The sequence below is a fragment of the Streptomyces sp. a15 genome (genome assembly GCF_059026085.1).
On the sequence record NZ_JBWLKM010000020.1, the window covers coordinates 41,785 to 58,794 of the forward strand.

The 17,010-nt window shown below is 71.8% G+C and carries 18 protein-coding genes; 12 read left to right on the forward strand and 6 right to left on the reverse strand.

All coding sequences use genetic code 11. The features are described 5' to 3' along the window. Positions 1-1,458, reverse strand: a complete 1,458-nt coding sequence (locus AC5P09_RS21685) for an aldehyde dehydrogenase (protein WP_493875488.1) — start codon at positions 1,456-1,458, stop codon at positions 1-3. A 180-nt stretch (positions 1,459-1,638) separates the two neighbouring features. Here AC5P09_RS21685 and AC5P09_RS21690 point away from each other — a divergent pair, with 180 nt between their 5' ends. The 3 genes from AC5P09_RS21690 to AC5P09_RS21700 are packed head-to-tail and all read left to right on the forward strand — an operon-like array spanning position 1,639 to position 3,923. Then, positions 1,639-2,664: a Strvi_7410 family MBL fold metallo-hydrolase gene (locus tag AC5P09_RS21690; RefSeq protein WP_493875489.1), complete on the forward strand. Its 1,026-nt coding sequence runs from the start codon at positions 1,639-1,641 to the stop codon at positions 2,662-2,664. A 41-nt stretch (positions 2,665-2,705) separates the two neighbouring features. After that, positions 2,706-3,185 (forward strand): nuclear transport factor 2 family protein, encoded by a 480-nt coding sequence (locus AC5P09_RS21695; RefSeq protein WP_493875490.1) that lies wholly within the window; start codon positions 2,706-2,708, stop codon positions 3,183-3,185. 24 nt (positions 3,186-3,209) lie between these two features. Then, positions 3,210-3,923, forward strand: coding sequence for a hypothetical protein (locus AC5P09_RS21700; protein ID WP_493875491.1), 714 nt, complete (start codon positions 3,210-3,212; stop codon positions 3,921-3,923). A gap of 99 nt (positions 3,924-4,022) precedes the next feature. Here AC5P09_RS21700 and AC5P09_RS21705 read toward each other — a convergent pair whose 3' ends face one another. Continuing rightward, a complete protein-coding gene (locus AC5P09_RS21705) occupies positions 4,023-4,682 on the reverse strand; it encodes a phosphotransferase (protein WP_493875492.1) in 660 nt (219 codons plus the stop codon). Positions 4,683-4,815: 133 nt separating this feature from the next. On the opposite strand from AC5P09_RS21705, the gene AC5P09_RS21710 reads away from it, so the two are divergent. From AC5P09_RS21710 to AC5P09_RS21720, 3 genes are read left to right on the forward strand one after another with little or no spacing between them, the layout of a single operon-like run. Beyond that, positions 4,816-6,030 (forward strand): MFS transporter, encoded by a 1,215-nt coding sequence (locus AC5P09_RS21710; protein ID WP_493875493.1) that lies wholly within the window; start codon positions 4,816-4,818, stop codon positions 6,028-6,030. After that, positions 6,006-6,464: a hypothetical protein gene (locus tag AC5P09_RS21715; RefSeq protein ID WP_493875494.1), complete on the forward strand. Its 459-nt coding sequence runs from the start codon at positions 6,006-6,008 to the stop codon at positions 6,462-6,464. Before AC5P09_RS21710 ends, AC5P09_RS21715 begins: the two co-directional genes overlap by 25 nt. Continuing rightward, positions 6,461-7,369, forward strand: a complete 909-nt coding sequence (locus AC5P09_RS21720) for an NADP-dependent oxidoreductase (protein WP_493875495.1) — start codon at positions 6,461-6,463, stop codon at positions 7,367-7,369. Before AC5P09_RS21715 ends, AC5P09_RS21720 begins: the two co-directional genes overlap by 4 nt. Positions 7,370-7,419: 50 nt before the next feature. Here AC5P09_RS21720 and AC5P09_RS21725 read toward each other — a convergent pair whose 3' ends face one another. After that, positions 7,420-8,625 carry an MAB_1171c family putative transporter gene (locus AC5P09_RS21725; RefSeq protein WP_493875496.1) on the reverse strand — a complete coding sequence of 402 codons (1,206 nt, stop codon included), beginning with the start codon at positions 8,623-8,625 and terminating at the stop codon, positions 7,420-7,422. After that, a complete protein-coding gene (locus AC5P09_RS21730; protein ID WP_493875497.1) occupies positions 8,622-9,053 on the reverse strand; it encodes a hypothetical protein in 432 nt (143 codons plus the stop codon). Before AC5P09_RS21730 ends, AC5P09_RS21725 begins: the two co-directional genes overlap by 4 nt. A 542-nt stretch (positions 9,054-9,595) precedes the next feature. Here AC5P09_RS21730 and AC5P09_RS21735 point away from each other — a divergent pair. The 6 genes from AC5P09_RS21735 (at position 9,596) to AC5P09_RS21760 (ending at position 15,960) form a co-directional block, all read left to right on the forward strand. Continuing rightward, entirely contained in the window at positions 9,596-10,843 is a 1,248-nt protein-coding gene (locus tag AC5P09_RS21735) for an SCO2321 family membrane protein (protein WP_493875498.1), read from the forward strand. Then, positions 10,840-11,481 (forward strand): SCO2322 family protein, encoded by a 642-nt coding sequence (locus AC5P09_RS21740; RefSeq protein WP_493875499.1) that lies wholly within the window; start codon positions 10,840-10,842, stop codon positions 11,479-11,481. Before AC5P09_RS21735 ends, AC5P09_RS21740 begins: the two co-directional genes overlap by 4 nt. A gap of 73 nt (positions 11,482-11,554) precedes the next feature. Beyond that, on the forward strand, positions 11,555-12,685 hold the full coding sequence (locus AC5P09_RS21745; RefSeq protein WP_493875500.1) for an energy-coupling factor transporter transmembrane component T: 1,131 nt from the start codon (positions 11,555-11,557) through the stop codon (positions 12,683-12,685). After that, a complete protein-coding gene (locus tag AC5P09_RS21750; RefSeq protein WP_493875501.1) occupies positions 12,682-14,370 on the forward strand; it encodes an ABC transporter ATP-binding protein in 1,689 nt (562 codons plus the stop codon). Before AC5P09_RS21745 ends, AC5P09_RS21750 begins: the two co-directional genes overlap by 4 nt. Continuing rightward, positions 14,367-15,191: an ECF transporter S component gene (locus AC5P09_RS21755; protein ID WP_493875502.1), complete on the forward strand. Its 825-nt coding sequence runs from the start codon at positions 14,367-14,369 to the stop codon at positions 15,189-15,191. The genes AC5P09_RS21750 and AC5P09_RS21755 overlap by 4 nt, the downstream gene beginning before the upstream one ends. A 346-nt stretch (positions 15,192-15,537) precedes the next feature. Beyond that, positions 15,538-15,960 carry an aggregation-promoting factor C-terminal-like domain-containing protein gene (locus AC5P09_RS21760; protein WP_345563517.1) on the forward strand — a complete coding sequence of 141 codons (423 nt, stop codon included), beginning with the start codon at positions 15,538-15,540 and terminating at the stop codon, positions 15,958-15,960. A gap of 105 nt (positions 15,961-16,065) precedes the next feature. On the opposite strand, the gene AC5P09_RS21765 is transcribed toward AC5P09_RS21760, so the two are convergent. Then, complete coding sequence (locus AC5P09_RS21765) at positions 16,066-16,527, reverse strand: pyridoxamine 5'-phosphate oxidase family protein (RefSeq protein ID WP_493875503.1); 462 nt, start codon at positions 16,525-16,527, stop codon at positions 16,066-16,068. Continuing rightward, positions 16,514-16,969, reverse strand: coding sequence for a hypothetical protein (locus AC5P09_RS21770; RefSeq protein ID WP_493875504.1), 456 nt, complete (start codon positions 16,967-16,969; stop codon positions 16,514-16,516). The genes AC5P09_RS21765 and AC5P09_RS21770 overlap by 14 nt, the downstream gene beginning before the upstream one ends. Positions 16,970-17,010 lie beyond the last annotated feature (41 nt).

Below are 17,010 nucleotides of genomic sequence, written 5' to 3' on the forward strand. Positions count from 1 at the left end.
TCAGCCCTCCCAGCCCGCCGGCAGGTGGATCATCTTGTGCTCGAGGTACTCGCCGTAGCCCTCCGGCCCGAACTCCCGCCCCAGGCCGGAGTCCTTGTAGCCGCCGAAGGGGCCGAGCATGTCGAGGCTGAAGGTGTTCACCGAGTACGTGCCGGTACGGACCTGACGGGCGATCTCGATGCCGTGCCCGACGTCGGCCGTCCACACGCTGCCGCTGAGCCCGTAGTCGGAGTCGTTCGCGATCTTCACGGCCTCGGACTCGTCGCCGTACGGGAGCAGGCAGATGACCGGGCCGAAGATCTCCTCGCGGGCGATGCGCATGGAGTTGTCGACGTCGCCGAAGAGGGTCGGCTCGACGTACCAGCCGCGGTCCAGGCCCGGCGGACGCCCGCCGCCGGTGAGGATCTTCGCGCCCTCCTCCTGGCCGATGCGGATGTAGTCGAGGTTGCGCTGCTGCTGCCGCTTCGCCACCAGCGGGCCCACCTGGGTCGCCGGGTCCAGCGGGTCGCCGACCACCAGCGCGCCGGCCGCCGCCGCGAAGGCCTCGGCGAACTCGTCGTAGCGCGCACGCGGCAGCAGGATGCGGGTCTGGGCCACGCACGCCTGCCCGTTGTTCATCCAGGCCGCCGGGACGATCCCGGCGACCGCCGTCTCCACGTCCGCGTCCGGCAGCACCACCGCCGCCGACTTGCCGCCCAGCTCCAGCGTCACGCGGGTCAGGTTGCGCGCGGCGACCTCCATCACGCGCTTGCCGGCCGCCACCGAGCCGGTGAAGGAGACCTTGTCCACGCCCGGGTGCCCGACCAGGTACTCACTGACCTCGCGGTCCGCCGGCAGGATCGACAGGACGCCCTCCGGCAGCCCGGCCTCGCGCGCGATGTCGGCGAGGATGTACGCGTCCAGCGGCGACTCCGGCGACGGCTTCAGCACCACCGTGCAGCCGGTGAGCAGCGCGGGCGCGAGCTTGGCCGCGGCGACGAACTGCGGGACGTTCCAGGGGACCACGGCCGCCACGACCCCGACCGGCTCGCGCCGCACGAGGATCCGGCCCAGTACTCCGTCGCGCGTCTCCTCGCAGGTGAAGTTCCGCGCGACCGTGATCGCCGCGTCCCACACCATCATCGCGCCGAGCGCCTGCGCGAGGACGCTCCAGGAGTACGGCGACCCGTTCTCGGACGAGATCACGCGGGCGATCTCCTCGTGCCGTACGGCGATCGCGTCCTTGATCCGCCCGACCACCTCGATCCGCTCGTCGAGGGTCGTCCGCGGCCAGGGCCCCTCGTCGAACGCCTTCCGCGCCGCGGCGACCGCCCGGTCCACGTCCCCCGTCGAGGCGTGCGGCACGCGCCCGATGACCTGCTCGGTGTGCGGCGAGATCACCTCGATGACGTCCTTGCCCAGGGGGTCGGTCAACTCCCCGCCGATGAACAGCTGTCCGTGTTCCACGAGCTCGGTCATGGCGACTGCCTCCCCGGAGCGACTCCGTCTCTGACGGTTCATCAGATACGGCCACTGATACCAGGTCCGCCTGGAGGAGTCCACGGGCGGGACGCCAACCATCACGCCGAGAAGGTCGACCCGGGCTCCCATCGAAACGCGTTCTAGTTATAGTGGCCGGACACGGCGATTGGGGAGCCCATGACGCAGGTGTACGGCCACGGCGGCGGCGTTCGCTCCCTCCAGGTCCCCATCCCGGACAACCCCCTCGGCCACACCCTCGTGTACGTCGTCGACACCGACCGCGGACCGGTGCTGATCGACACCGGCTGGGACGACCCGGCCTCCTGGGACGCCCTCGCCGAGGGCCTGACAGTGTGCGGCACCTCGCCGGAGGAGATCCACGGGGTCGTGATCACCCATCACCATCCCGACCACCACGGCCTGTCGGGCCGGGTGCGGGAGGCGTCCGGCGCCTGGATCGCGATGCACGAGGCGGACGGCGCAATCGTACGGCGGGCCCGCTCGACGCGCCCCGCACGCTGGCTCACCTACATGAGCGCCAAACTCGAGGCCGCCGGCGCCCCCGAGGACCACCTGGCACCGATGCGCGCCGCCCGCCCCCGCTCCGTCCCCGGCCTGGCCCCCGCCCTGCCCGACCGCGAGATCGTCCCCGGCGAACTCCTCCCCCTCCCCGGCCGCCGCCTGCGCGCGATCTGGACGCCCGGCCACACTCCCGGCCACGTCTGCCTGCACCTGGAGGAGGCGCACCCCGGCCGTCTCCCGGGCCACGGCCGCCTGTTCTCCGGCGACCACCTGCTCCCCGAGATCACCCCGCACATCGGCCTGTACGAGGACCCGGACGACGCCACCGTCACCGACCCCCTCGGCGACTACCTCGACTCCCTGGAACGCGTCGGCCGCCTCGCCCCCGCCGAGGTGCTCCCCGCCCACCAGCACGCCTTCACCGACGCGGCCAGCCGCGTACGGGAGTTGCTCACCCACCACGAGGACCGCCTCACCGGCCTGCTCACCCTCCTTACCGAACCCCTCACGCCCTGGCAGCTCGCCGAACGCATGGAGTGGAACCGCCCCTGGGCCCAGATCCCGTACGGCTCGCGGAACGTCGCCGTCTCGGAGGCGGAGGCCCATCTGCGGCGACTGGTGAAGCTGGGGCGGGCGGAGGCGGTGGCGGGGAGCGAGCCGGTGACGTACCTGGCCGTGTAAAACGGTCGCGTGCATGCCTTATCACTGATACCAACGGCCCCATGGACCCCTTGGACGCCTTGGTCCCCATCGACCGCCTCCTCGCCGAACGCGCCTGCGAGCACCTGATCATCGGCTTCGTCCACCGGCTCGACCTCGGCGAACCCGGCTCCGTCGCCGAGCTGTTCACCGAGGACGGCAGCTGGGAGTGGCCGGCCGGCGGCCGCCTGATCAACGGCCGGGAGGCACTGCGCCAGTACTTCGGCTCCCGGCCCGCCGACCGCCTGTCCCGCCGCCTGATGTCCAACATCCTGGTGACCGTGACCTCCCCGGACACGGCGACGGCGACCTCGTACTTCACGACGTACCGCATCGACGGCCACGACGGCGGCACGGATCCCGTCCCGTCCGGCCCGCCGGTCCAGGTCGGCCACTACGAGGACTCCTTGCACCGCCGCCCCGACGGCACGTGGCTGCTCTCAACCCGCGTCCTCCATCTCCCCTTCGGCGGCCCCACCCCGCGCATGAGTTCGATAATCTGAGCCGTCCGTGAAATGGGGGGACTTGTGAGAAGAACGTTCACCGTGGTGACGGCTGCGCTGGCCTGCGCGGTGACCGGGGGCGCCGTGGCCGGCTGCTCGGAAAGTTCCTCGACGGAGGAGCCGTCCGCCGAGCAGCTGCTGGACGACGCGAACGACACGATGAAGGCGCTCAAGTCGGTGACCGTGGACGCCAAGACGACCACCGTGGCCACCGGCGAAGGCTTCACCAGCCGCCTGACGACCGACCTCAAGGCCGCGTGCAGGTTGAGTCGGACCTGGACCAACGGTGCCCGCCTCGAACAGATCCGGATCGGCGACGCGGACTACGTCCGACCGAACCGCGCTTACCTGGAGTTGGCGGGCAAGGACGTGGCCGGCTCGGGGGAACAGAAGCGCTGGGTCAAGACCCCGGCCGGCAAGACAGCGTTGGAAACGGAGGAAGCCGGACTCTCCAACTGCACCCAGGAGTTCTCCTCCTTCGGCAAGGCGACGAAGGGCGCACCGACCGAGGTCGACGGCAGGCCGGCGATTGAATTGGTGGTGACCGACAAGGCGCACAAGGGAAGCACCTACACGTTCCACGTCGCCACCGAGGGCAGGCCGTACCTTCTCTCGGTCGTCTACAAGGGTGCCGACTATCACACCAGCACCTCGTTCAGCGCCTTCGGCGAACCCTTGGACGTGCGGCCTCCGGCCGAGAACGACGTGCTGGACGCAAGCCGCCTGCCGGGGCACTAGGGGGTGTTTCGAAAGTCCAGTGCGGTGCCCGCGGTGTTCGGTGCGTGCCCTCGGCGTGCCGGGCGCCGCGGGTGCTGTGCGGGACTTTCGAAACACCCCCTAGGACACGACCGAGCGGATCAAGTCCTCTGCCTCGCCGAGGAGTTCGACCTCCCCTCGGCTCATCGTCGGGTTGACCGCGCGTCGTCGCCGGGCCTCCGCCAGGCCGGCCTCGGTGAGGTGGGACGGGTCGGCGAGCAGGGCGGTCAGCATCGCGCGGGCGGGGGCGGCGACCGGCTCGTCGGATACGGCGACCTGGGCGAGAATCATCGCGGAGATGCCCCAGTCCAGGCCCGGGTCGCCCTCCTCCGCGTCGGTCCAGTCGATGACCCGGGGGCCGTCTGCGGTCAGGATGACGTTGTCCGGGTGGAGGTCGAGGTGGAGGATGCGGGCGGCGGGCGCATGCCGGGCGGGAACGGTGTGCAACTGCCGTAGGAGACGGGCGAGTACGGCCCCCGCCTCGCTCGAGTCGACCTGCCCCGCGCCGAACGCCTCCAGCATCGTCGGGCCGTAGAGCCGCTCCATCACCAGCTCGGTGCGCGAGGAGTCGGCCGGGCGGACCCGCGGCACCGGATAGCCATGGCCGCGCACGAACTCCATCACCGCGCCCTCGGCCGTCGCGTCCCCGCGCCCCTCCCGGTTGCAGCGCACCACCCACGCTTGGTCGATCTCGTACACGTCGTTGGCTCGGCCGGCGCCGAGCAGTCTCCCCGTCTGCATCCGGCGAACCTACCTCGCGTCCCCCTGCACAGGGTCACCTGACGAGACCCCTCAACTGTTGCAGCGTCGTATGTCTTGTATATTGGCACTTAGATTTCTATAGTCTCCTCATGACTCCTGGGAGGACTCACTTGTGACCCGCAGAACCATTCCGCTCATCGCCGCGATCTGCTGTTTCGGCACCTCCGAGCTGCTGCCGGGCGGCATGTTGTCGCAGTTGTCGTCGGCGCTCGACGTCGACGTGACGACGGCGGGCCTGCTGGTCACGGTGTACGCGGCGACCGTCGCCGTCGCCGGGCCCGGCGTCACCGTGCTCACGGCCGGGGTCTCCAAGGTCCGCCTGTGCATCTACCTGCTGGCGGCGTTCGTCCTGGGCAACGTCGTCATCGCTACCGCGTCCGGCTTCCCCCTGGTCCTCGTGGGCCGGGTCATCACCGCGGCCGTCCACGGTGCCTTCCTGGCGACCGCGATCGTGGTGACGCAGCGGCTACTTCCCGTCGAGCGCTCCAGCAAGGCCGTGACCACCATCCAGTTCGGGGTCAACCTCGCCACGGTGCCGGGCATCCCGGCCGGCGCCGCGCTGGCCCAACTCGGCGGCTGGCGCACCCCGTTCGCCGTGATCGCGGTCCTGGCCGCCCTCGCGACCTGGGGCGCCCACCGCGCGACGGCCCACCTGGACATCGGCACACCCGAACCCGACGCCCGCCAGGAGCTCTCCGCGCTCCTGAACGTCAACGTCGCGCTCACCGTCGGCGCCACAGCGCTGTTCTCGTCGGCGATGTTCGCGATCATCACGTATTTCGGAGCCCAGCGCCGTCGCCGCCGGCTACTCCGAGAAAGCAGTCCCCGTCCTACTGGTCCTCTACGGCCTCGCGAGCATCGCCGGCAACGCCGTCGGCGGCCGCCTCGCCGGCCGGGGCAGGGCCCCTGCCCTGTTCACCGCGGCGGCGTTCATTCAGGCGTCGAGCAGGGTCGTGTTGTCGAGCGCGAACAGGTGGTCGGAGCTGACGACGTGGTAGCGCACCTGGCGAACGGCCTCGACCGTCCACGCCGGTCCGCTGTCGACAGTCTGGCGAAGGCCTTGAGCGAAAGAAGTACCGCTGCGCATATCTCCTCCAGTCTGGAAACGCTTCTCAACAAGACAAGCGTCACTAATGAAGTCGCTGATGCCAATATAGTAGCAGTCCTGTCCATGGCGATGTCATTGGTGTTACGCTTCAAGCACTTTGATGGCCTGACAGGCGAACGTGCTCACTTGACGCGTCACCGACGCCGAGATCAGTCACCGGAACCCGAGTCGCCGAAGCCTAGGGAGTCGGAAACATGTCAACGCTGGCGGAACGCCTGAACGCCTGGTTCGCTGATGCCGCCACCACGGACGCCGTGGGCCGCCGTCGCGAACCCTCGACGGCCGAGGTCGCCCAGGCGATCTCGGACGACCCGGCGCACGACGTGACGATCTCCCGGAGCTACCTGGCCGCCCTGCGCAACGGCTCGCAGACCAACCCGACGCTCAGCGTGCTGGCGGCGATCGTGAAGTACTTCCAGTCCCGGCCGATGACGCTGCCGGTCTCGGTGGGCGCGCTCATCAACGAGGAGACCCCCGAGCGGCCCGCGGGCGAGGACGAGGCCTGGACCTCGACGCTCGCCGACCGGCAGGTGCGTTCGATCGCGATGCGGGCCGGCCGGCTCACCCCCGAGATGCGCGAGCAGCTGCTATCGATCATGGACGCGCTGGACGCTCCGCATCAACAGACTCCCCCTCAGAAAGGCGATGCATGAAGGCCGTTGGGATCACCCGGACCGGAGGACCGGAGGTCCTCGGCCTCCTCGACCTGCCCGAGCCGGACTCGGACGCACTGGTCATCGAGACGGCCGCGACCGCCGTCAACCCGGTCGACCTGGCGACCAGGTCGGGCCAGATCCCGACCCCCCTCCCGGCGGTGCTCGGCTGGGACCTGGCGGGCACGGTCGTCCACGCGCCGGCCGGCTCCGGCTTCGCCGCCGGCGACCGGGTGATGGCGATGACCGCCCAGCTGGGGACGGGCGTGGGCAGCATGGCGGAGTACGTGCGCTTCGACCCGCGGTACGTCGCGCCGGTGCCCGCGGCGCTGAGCCTGACGGACGCGGCGGCCCTGCCGCTGGCGGGGGTGACCGCCGTCCAGACACTGCGCCGGACGCCGGAGCGCGCCGGACGGCGCGTGCTGCTGGTCGGTGCCCAGGGCGGCGTCGGCGGGCACCTGGCGGCGCGGCTGCTCGGCGAGCCGGCCACCCACACCGACATTCTGGTGCGGCCCGAGGACGGCGAGGTGTGGCAGGAGCACCGCGCCGGCCACCCGGGCGAGGGTGCGGTGCTGACCGATCCCTCCCGGGCCGAGTCGAAGGCGTACGACGTCGTCATCGACGCCGGCGGTGCCCCCGACCTGATCGAGGCGGTGTGCCCCGGCGGCGCGTTCGTCACCATCACCCCGTTCAGCGCGCCGGACCCGGCCCGGCGCCCGGACGTGGAGTTCACACTGGTCGGCGTGGAGCTGAACCGTGACGACCTGGCGGACGTGGCCGACCACGCCGCCCGGGGCGCCGGTCTTCGGCAGCGCACGACCGTCCTGCCCTTCGCTCAGGCGCACGAGGCACACCGGCGCATGGAGGCCGGGGGCTTCCGCGGCAAATTCGTGCTGGTCCCCTGAAGGCTGCTTCGCCGGCCCTCTGAAGGCTGTTCCTCTTCCCCTGTGAAGCTTCAGGTTCCGTCCACGAAGGATCTCCTCGCCCCGACCCGGGTGTGTTCGTCAGAGCCGGTGCGCAACGCTCGTAGTTCGTGGGACACCCGGATGAGGGCGACGAGGTCGCTCTCGTAGTGGTCGCAGGAGCCCTGGCCGCCGGGCAGGAAGGGCGAGGTCGCCTTCGGTACGGCGCTGTCGAGGCGCGAGTCGCCGAGCAGACGCAGCGCGCGGTCGATGCGCCGGGCGTCCGCACCGGGCTCGCCCGCCGGGGCGCCGTCCGGCATCTCACGCGAGGCGAGCTCGATGTAGGGCCCGAGCCGCGTCAGGCCGTCCCGGCACTCGACATAGCGGCGGTAGACGGCCGAGGCGTAGTGCGCCATGGGCAGGCGCCGGCGGCCTGCGTAGTGGTGGTGGTCGAGGACCAGCTCGGGGTAGAAGGCCACCAGCCGGTTCCACAGTTCCTCCAGCCCGCGGAACTGCGCCCGGTGGTCGAGCCGCTCCCGCGCGATCTGCACGAGGCCGACGAAGAACGGCAGGCTCAGCCCGACGCACACCACGATGGTGTCGGCGATGCCGAAGGCGAAGTCGTCGGCGTACGTGATCGGTTGACCGGGAGCGCGCAGCGCGGGGATGTTGACCCACAGGAAGCGGAAGGCACAGCTGAGGGCCAGTCCGATCAGGCCGACGCAGATGGCCGTCAGGGAGACCCGGCGCAGCGCGTGGCCCTCGCGCGCGTGGCGCCAGGCGAGGACCGCGCACGCGGTGTAGCCGAAGAGCAGGTAGAAGTTGCCGAAGTCGTAGAAGGCGCGCACCCGCCAGTCGACGAGGTAGGCCGACGTCAGGCCGTGGTCGCGCAGGTGGGACGGCAGGAGCACGCTCATGGTGAGCATCCCCGCCAGGCAGGCCAGGCAGACGGTCACGTCCCAGGACCACAGGGCGGACCGGCGGTCGAGGGGGCGTTCGCGCAGGAAGCCGACCATGAGGCAGAGCCCGATCAGGATCATCGCGTTGTAGCCGGCCTTGGAGAGCCCGACGAAGGTGTGCCCGTCGATGAGGCGGCCGACCGGCGGATGGCTCACCACGTTGCCCAGCCCCATGAGGAACAGCGACAGGCACAGGTGCAGGCGCATCGGGTCACGGAAGCGCCGGCGGACCAGTGCGGGCAGCGTCCAGACGGTGCCGGCCAGGAGTGTGACGACAGCGATCCAGCTGAACGCGCTCACGTCAGCCCGTCGGCGAGAACGAGGCTGTTGTAGACGGAGGGCCGCCAGGGCTCGTCGAGTCCGTGACGTTGCGCCCGGCGCCGCAGGGAGATCGCCCGGTGCATGATCGTCGAGGCGATGACCTCGGCGTCCCGCTCCTCCCGGTCGGTGTAGCAGGTGCGCAGCTTCGTCTCGGCCGGCCGCTCGTCGGCAAGGTCGTTGGCGACGATGTGTCCGACCTCGTGCAGGATGATGTGCGCCTGGTGGGCCTTGGTGGTGTTGGCCTGATAGACGATCGCGTCCTCGTGCGGGCGGGAGATCAGCATGCCGAACGGCCCGTCGACCGGCAGGTCCCACTCCAGCAGCCGGATCGGTGTGCCGCGTAACTCGCCGAGCCGCTCGCACAGCGTGGTGACGCTCAGGGGCAGGGGCGGATCGAGCCGGCACATGAGCCGGCGGCTGTGTGCTCGCAGGTGGGCGTCGCGGAGTCGCGATGCGCGCGAGTCCGGGAACCGTCGCAGAGCGCTCCGGACTTGCTTGCTGAACACTGGGTCCCCCCGAGATATTGCATGTCGGCTACAGCTAATTTATGTCAGCCAGAGGGGTGCCTGAAGACCTTCGTGGCCAATGTCACGCATCCATCACACACCCGTGACGCAACGTGGTTCGGCAGCATGGCAACTGACGGGACGTCAACTGACACCTCCGTCTGGGCGCCGTCCCCGCCCCAGCAGGGTGGCCTTGCACGGGCCGGTAGAGTGGCCGCGTCGTCATCACACCCGTACGGGGGGAAGCCGGTGCAAATCCGGCGCTGACCCGCAACCGTGTGCCGTCCGTCCAGGGCGGCGAGCCGGACTGCCCCGCACGGATCGTGACCGGCTCACGCGCACCGGCAACCGGCCGGTGTGCGGCACCGTCGAGGTATACGGAGCCGAGCCGCCGGGGTGTCCCGTGCTGCCCGGCTCCCTTCAGGGAGAGGCACCCGCCGATCATGAACGTCCGCCGCAGCGCCGCGGTCCTGGCCGCCGCCACCGCCGTGATCGGGGCCGCCGCGCCCGCCGTCGCCGCCGACCCGTCCCCCTCCGCCTCGCGGGCGTTCCCCGCCGCGCTGTACGGCAGCACGGACCCGACGTACGACGGTGTCTGGCGTCAGTCCCTCGCCCTGCTCGCCCAGCACACAGTGGGGGTGAAGCCGGCCGCGACGTCCGTGGACTGGCTGACCGGACAGAAGTGCGCGAGCGGTGCCTTCGCGCCCTACCGCGCGGACCCCGCCACGGCCTGTGACGCCAAGCTCATGGTCGACACCAACAACACCGCCGCCGCCGTCCAGGCCCTCGCCGCGCTCGGCGGCCACGACGCCGCCACCGAAAAGGCGGTCGCCTGGCTGAAGTCCGTGCAGAACAAGGACGGCGGCTGGGGGTACGCCCCCGGCGGCGCCAGCGACACCAACTCGACGTCCGTGGTCGTCGGCGCGCTGACGGCCGTGGGGGAGAAGCCGGCGGACGTACGCAAGGGGGGCCAGGGGCCGTACGACGCCCTGGTGAAGCTCGCCCTGCCGTGCGAGGGCGAGGGCGCCGCAGCCGCTGCCGACGCAGGCGCCTTCGCCTTCCAGCCCGACAAGAAGGGCAAGCTGGCGGCCAACGCCGACGCCACCGCGGCGGGGGTCGTCGGCGCGCTGGGGAAGGGCCTGGTCGTCGAGCCCGCCGAGCAGGCGGATGCCGCCGCCTGCTCCGACTCCGGCTCGCCGTCCCCGCAGCGGGCCGCCGCCAACGGTGCCGCCTACCTCACCAAGGCCCTCGCCAAGGACGGCCACCTCACCTCGGCCCTCCCCGGCTCCACCGACCAGCCGGACCACGGCAACACGGCCGACGCCGTCGTCGCCCTCGCCTCGCAGGGCCAGGCCGCGCAGGCGAAGAAGCCGCTGGAATGGCTCGAACAGAACTCCTCCGCCTGGGCGGCGCAGAGCGGCCCGGCCGCCTACGCGCAGCTGATCTTCGCCGCCCACGCCACGGGCACGGACCCGCGTGACTTCAGCGGCACGGACCTGGTCAAGCAGCTCAACGCGACGGGGCCGGCTCCGCAGACAGCGACGGCCAAGGGCAAGAAGGCCGACGAAACGACCGACGAAACGGATGATTCGGGCAGCGGCGACGTGTGGTGGATGGTCGGCGCCGGCCTCGCCGCCGGGGCGGGCATCGGCTTCCTGCTGAGCAGCCGCAACAAGAGGCGGCAGCCGTGACCTCCCGCCGCCGTGCCGCGACCCTCCTACTCCTCGCCGCGGTCCTGTTCTCCGGGAACGCGGGCCAGGCGCAGGCCGCCGGCTACCGCTACTGGTCCTTCTGGGAGCGCGACGGCAACCAGTGGACGTACGCCACCCAGGGCCCCTCGACCGCTCGCCCCTCCGACGGCGACGTCCAGGGCTTCCGCTTCGCGGTCAGCGAGGACTCCGGCGACGCGACGAAGCCACGCGGCACGGCCGACTTCGCGACGATCTGCGCGAACACGCCCGCGCAGGACGGCAAGAAGCGGATCGCCCTGGTCATCGACTTCGGTACGACGACCGACGCCCCGTCCGGCGAAACCCCGCCCCCGGCCCGCACGGCCTGCGTGCCGACCGCCCCCGACGCCACGACCGCCGAGGCCCTGGCCGCCGTCGCCAAACCGCTCCGCTACAACACCAACGCCCTGCTGTGCGCGATCGCGGGATATCCGGAGGCGGGGTGCGGGGAGCAGGTGGGGGGTAAGCAACCGACGGCTGCGCCGAAGAAGAACACCGAGGACCACGGCCCGTCACTCGGCCTGCTCGCGGGCACCGCGGTCGTGGCAGCACTGGGCGCGGCCGCGGTATGGCAGGCAAGGCGCCGCAAGCGTGACTAGTCCACGTAGCTGCGGGCAGTCGTGCCGCTGGGGCGGCTCCCGACCCAAGGAGAGCGGCACCCGGCCGGCGCCGGTGAGCGCACCTACCCCCCGGCGGCAGCCCCGCGCACCCTTGCACCCCGGCGCCTGGTGGCTCTGGTCCCTCGCCCTCGGCACCGCCGCCACCCGCACCACCAACCCCCTCCTCCTCGCCCTCCTCATCGCCACCTCCGCCTACGTCGTGGCCACCCGCCGCCCCCACACCCCCACCGCCCGCTCCTACACCGCCTTCGTCAAACTGGCCCTGGCCGTACTCCTCATCCGCCTCGCCTTCGCGGTGGCACTCGGCTCCCCCGTCCCCGGCACCCACGTGATCGTCACCCTCCCCGAAGTCCCCCTCCCCGACTGGGCCCAGGGCATCCGCCTCGGCGGCAGAGTCACCGCCGAAGGCCTCCTCTTCGCCCTGTACGACGGCCTGCGCCTGGCCACCCTCCTCATCTGCGTGGGCGCCGCGAACGCCCTCGCGAACCCGGCCCGTCTCCTCAAGTCCCTCCCGGGCGCCCTGTACGAGATGGGCGTGGCGGTGGTCGTGGCCCTCACCTTCGCCCCGAACCTGATCCTCGACGTCCAGCGCCTGCGCGCCGCCCGCAGGCTGCGCGGCCGCCCCGACAAGGGCATCCGCGGCCTCCTCCAGGTCGCGCTCCCGGTGCTCGAAGGCGCCCTGGAACGCTCCGTCGCCCTCGCCGCAGCGATGGACGCCCGCGGCTACGGCCGTACCGCCGACGTCCCCGCCCCGGTCCGCCGTACGACGACCGCCCTCACGCTCGGCGGGCTGCTCGGCGTCTGCGCGGGAACGTACGGACTGCTGACGGCCGAGGGCGGCACGTACGGCCTCCCCCTGCTCCTCGCCGGACTGGCCGCCGCTCTCGCGGGCCTCCGCCTGGGCGGCCGACGTTCGCTGCGCACCCGGTACCGCCCGGACCGCTGGGACGTGCGCGCCTGGCTGGTCACCGGCTCCGGCGTGGCGGTGGCCGTGCTGCTCGTCCTCGCCTCGGCCCACGACCCCGAGGCCCTGAACCCGGGCGTGGTCCCCCTCGTCGCCCCGCCCCTCCCCCTGTGGCCCGCGGCGGCCGTACTCCTCGGCCTGCTCCCGGCCTTCGCCGCCCCCGACCCCAACCCCGACCCCGACCCCGACCCCGCTCCCGATCCCAAGGAACCGTCGTGATCCGCTTCGAGAACGTCTCCGTGACGTACGACGGTGCCGCCGAACCCACCGTCCAGGGCGTGGACTTCGAGGTGCCGGAAGGCGAACTCGTGCTTCTCGTCGGCCCCTCGGGCGTCGGCAAGTCCACCGTGCTCGGCGCGGTGAGCGGTCTCGTCCCGCACTTCACCGGCGGGACCTTGCACGGCCGGGTCACGGTGGCCGGCCGGGACACCCGTACGCACAAGCCGCGGGAACTCGCCGACGTGGTGGGGACAGTCGGCCAGGACCCGCTCTCGCACTTCGTGACGGACACCGTGGAGGACGAACTCGCCTATGGCATGGAGTCGTTGGGCCTCGCCCCGGACGTGATGCGCCGCCGCGTCGAGGAGACCCTGGACCTGCTGGGTCTGGCCGATCTGCGCGACCGGCCCATCACCACGCTCTCCGGCGGGCAGCAGCAGCGCGTCGCGATCGGCTCGGTCCTCACCCCGCACCCGAGGGTCCTCGTCCTCGACGAACCGACCTCCGCGCTCGACCCGGCGGCCGCGGAGGAGGTCCTCGCGGTCCTCCAGCGCCTCGTCCACGACCTCGGCACGACGGTCCTGATGGCCGAGCACCGACTGGAACGCGTCGTCCAGTACGCCGACCAGGTCGCCCTCCTCCCCTCACCCGGCGCGGCCCCGGTCCTCGGCACCCCGGCCGAGATCATGGCCGTATCGCCGGTGTACCCACCGGTGGTGGACCTGGGCCGCCTCGCGGGCTGGGCCCCGCTGCCGCTGACGGTCCGGGACGCGCGGCGACGGGCGGGCGACCTGCGGGAACGACTGACAGGCCGGGACGGGAGGCACGACACACCGTCCGTCACCCCGGCACCTCCGGCCGCACCCGCACTCGCCCCTCCCCCGCCGTCCCGCCGGCGCCTCCTCAGGAAGCCCACCCCGGCCCCAACTACCGCTCCCCCGGCCGAAGTCCACGCCCTCGCCGTCCGCCGCGACCGCGTCCAGGCCCTGCGCCACGCCGACCTCACCGTCGCTCCCGGCGAGACGATCGCCCTCATGGGCCGCAACGGCGCCGGTAAGTCGACGCTGCTCTCCGCGCTGGTCGGCCTGGTGGAGCCGACCGGCGGATCGGTGCGGGTCGGGGGTGCCGTGCCGCATCGCACGGCGCCTCCCGAGCTCGTACGCCGCGTGGGTCTCGTACCGCAGGAACCGCGCGACCTGCTGTACGCCGACACGGTCTCCGCCGAGTGCGCGGCCGCCGACCGGGACGCGGGCGCGGCGCCGGGGACCTGCCGGGCGCTGGTCACCGAACTGCTCCCCGGGGTCACCGACGACATCCACCCCCGTGACCTCTCCGAGGGCCAGCGGCTGGCTCTCGCGCTGGCCGTGGTCCTGGCGGCCCGCCCTCCCCTCCTGCTCCTCGACGAGCCGACCCGGGGCCTGGACTACGCGGCGAAGGCCCGCCTGGTCGCGGTCCTGCGCGGGCTGGCGGCCGAGGGGCACGCGATCGTGCTGGCGACACACGACGTGGAGCTGGCCGCCGAGCTGGTCCACCGGGTGGTGCTCCTCGCCGACGGCGAGGTGATCGCGGACGGCCCGACGGCGGACGTGGTGGTGGCCTCCCCCTCCTTCGCCCCGCAGGTCACGAAGATCCTGGCGCCGCAGAAGTGGCTCACGGTCGCACAGGTGCGGGAGGCGCTGGCATGACCGATACGCGCCAGGTCAAGGCCGTCCGCCTGGGTCCCCGCTCGACAGCCGCCCTGATCCTGGTGAGCGCGGTCGGCGTGGCCGCTCTCGGCTGGCCGTTCCTCGCCCCGCCCACGTCCCGGGTCGGGGCGCATGTGCAGGACGCCCCGTGGTTCTTCGCGGGTCTGCTGCTCCTTCTCGTCGCGGTCCTGGCGGCGACGATCTCGGAGTCCGGCCTGGGTCCGAAGGCGGTGGCGATGCTCGGCGTGCTGGCGGCGACCGGTGCGGCGCTGCGTCCCATCGGCGCCGGGACGGCCGGTCTCGAGCCGATGTTCTTCCTGATGGTGCTGAGCGGACGCGTGCTCGGCCCGGGCTTCGGTTTCGTGCTCGGTTCGGTGACGATGTTCGCGTCGGCGCTGCTCACGGGCGGGGTGGGTCCGTGGATGCCGTTCCAGATGCTGGCGATGGGGTGGTTCACGATGGGCGCGGGTCTGCTGCCGGGCCCCGACCGCCTGCGCGGCCGCGCCGAACTCGCGCTCCTCGGCGGCTACGGCTTCCTGTCCGCCTTCGCCTACGGCACGATCACCAACCTCGCGGGCTGGACCTTCATGACGCAGAACGCCTCGAACATCGCCTTCCAGCCGGACGGGGCGGTCGCCGCCAACCTGGCCCGCTTCGTCGCGTACTGCCTGGCCACGTCACTGGGCTGGGACCTGGGCCGGGCGCTCGTCACGGTCGTCCTGACTGCGCTGCTCGGCCCGGCGATCCTCAGGGCCCTGCGCCGGGCCACCCGCAGGGCGGCCTTCGAGACCCCGGTCACTTTCGACGCCCCCGCTCAGTGAACCGCCGCGCACTCAGAGCCACACGACGTCGGTTCAACGGTGAAGCACCCCACATGACCCAGGTCACCTACGAGGCAAGGCCGTAGCAATTGACGCCTGACATGTACGCGCCCGCAAGGCCCCCGACCTGCGCATTGAGAGCCACGTCACAGGACCGCCCCATCACCCACATGCGACCACAACTAGTAAAAGGGGTCATTGCGGACACGGCCCGAGCCTGTTTCTCTGGATGACGTCGCACGGCGCCGACGTGCCCTCAGGGCCGCGGCGCCGCGGCATGCCACCGCCCCGCACCTCGGGGTCACGGCACGCCACGACATCCCAGTCCCCGAAGAAAAGGTTCTCCGTGTCCGTCACCCGCATCGTTCGTCGCATCGCTTCCCCGAAGAAGGCCCTCACCGCCGTAGCGCTGGCCGCCGCCACCACCGGCATGGCCCTGACCGCGGCCCCCGCCCAGGCGGCCACCACGGGCGCCTCGGCCACCGAGGCGAAGGCGATCGCGCACAAGCTGATCCCGGACACCGCTCAGTACAACGCCTTCAGCAAGATCGTCGAGCACGAGAGCGGCTGGGACGTCGACGCCATGAACCCCTCCTCCGGCGCCTACGGCCTGGTCCAGGCCCTCCCCGGCTCCAAGATGGCCTCCGCCGGCTCCGACTGGAAGACCAACGCCGAGACCCAGATCGAGTGGGGCCTCGACTACATGAACGACCGCTACGGCAGCCCGACCGGCGCCTGGTCGTTCTGGCAGGCCAACGGCTGGTACTGAGCCGGCACCGATCAGCCCCCTTGACGCCAAGGCGGCGGCCCCCGATCCCCGGGGCCGCCGCCTTCGCCGTACCCGGCCCAGGTACGGGCGCCGTGTCGCGGAGTGTCAGGTGAGGTCGACCGGGATCCGATGGTCCGGTTGGCCGTCCTTGGCCAGCATCGAGTGGTCCTCGGCCACGGCGCGGTACAGCCGCATGCCGGAGCCGCCCTGCACGTCGTCGGCCGCCCAGATGCGGCCGCCGTGCCGGAGCGAGCGTTGGGAGAAGAAGTCGAGCCCCCGCTCGGCCACCGAGCCGTCCACCACTTCCGCGGCCACAGCAGCCATGTACACACCCTGCCCGGTGCCGATCTCCACCGACGAGTCGAAGACGACGATCCCCACCTCGGGCCGCACCGCGATGTTCCGCGAATGAGTCGCCTCGGGCGAGGACACCCAGAAGAACTCGCGGCAGTCGACATGGGCGAAGTACACGGGCGACCCCCACGGCCGTCCGTCCCGGTCGGCGGTGGCGAGCACCATGTACCGGCTCGCGTCCACGATCTCCAGAGCGATCTCACCGGGTTTCATCAGTGCCCCCTGAGTGCCTCCTGCGGTACGTCAGCTCAAAGTCCTTCTCCCACGCGGCCGACGCGTCCTTCGCCAGCTCCCAGCCGCCGCGGATGGTGCCGCCGTCCTCGCTCACCCGCCCGGTGTACCGCTGCCGGAAGGACAGCGGCGAGAAGTCCGCCTCCTCCCGCCGCAGTTGCCACACCCCGTCGGCGAAGGTCATGGCATACAGCCGTACGACACCCCGCGTGTCGAAGTAGTGCTGCGTGTACGCCCCCGTCTCCGGGTCCACGGCGATGATCGCCATGGTGTCCGGAGCCTCGGGGACCGGCACCTCGGTGCGCTGCACGAGGACCTGTCCGTCCAGGGCCCACTCGAACACACTGCGCCCGGCAGGAACCGTCTGCCCGGGAAACTCGGCCTCCACCTCCCACTCGCCGACCAGGACGTCCAACCTCGCCAAGGCTTCCTGCCGTGCCGATCCGTCCGTGCCTCAACCTCCTC

What these genes read in the sequence shown, in the direction of transcription:
- AC5P09_RS21695 (WP_493875490.1), top strand. Translation starts at nt 2,706, where the DNA reads ATGGACCCCTTGGACGCCTTGGTCCCCATCGACCGCCTCCTCGCCGAA.
- AC5P09_RS21705 (WP_493875492.1), bottom strand. Translation starts at nt 4,682, where the DNA reads ATGCAGACGGGGAGACTGCTCGGCGCCGGCCGAGCCAACGACGTGTAC.
- AC5P09_RS21685 (WP_493875488.1), bottom strand. Translation starts at nt 1,458, where the DNA reads ATGACCGAGCTCGTGGAACACGGACAGCTGTTCATCGGCGGGGAGTTG.
- AC5P09_RS21720 (WP_493875495.1), top strand. Translation starts at nt 6,461, where the DNA reads ATGAAGGCCGTTGGGATCACCCGGACCGGAGGACCGGAGGTCCTCGGC.
- AC5P09_RS21730 (WP_493875497.1), bottom strand. Translation starts at nt 9,053, where the DNA reads ATGTGCCGGCTCGATCCGCCCCTGCCCCTGAGCGTCACCACGCTGTGC.
- AC5P09_RS21735 (WP_493875498.1), top strand. Translation starts at nt 9,596, where the DNA reads ATGAACGTCCGCCGCAGCGCCGCGGTCCTGGCCGCCGCCACCGCCGTG.
- AC5P09_RS21715 (WP_493875494.1), top strand. Translation starts at nt 6,006, where the DNA reads ATGTCAACGCTGGCGGAACGCCTGAACGCCTGGTTCGCTGATGCCGCC.
- AC5P09_RS21755 (WP_493875502.1), top strand. Translation starts at nt 14,367, where the DNA reads ATGACCGATACGCGCCAGGTCAAGGCCGTCCGCCTGGGTCCCCGCTCG.
- AC5P09_RS21690 (WP_493875489.1), top strand. Translation starts at nt 1,639, where the DNA reads ATGACGCAGGTGTACGGCCACGGCGGCGGCGTTCGCTCCCTCCAGGTC.
- AC5P09_RS21765 (WP_493875503.1), bottom strand. Translation starts at nt 16,527, where the DNA reads ATGAAACCCGGTGAGATCGCTCTGGAGATCGTGGACGCGAGCCGGTAC.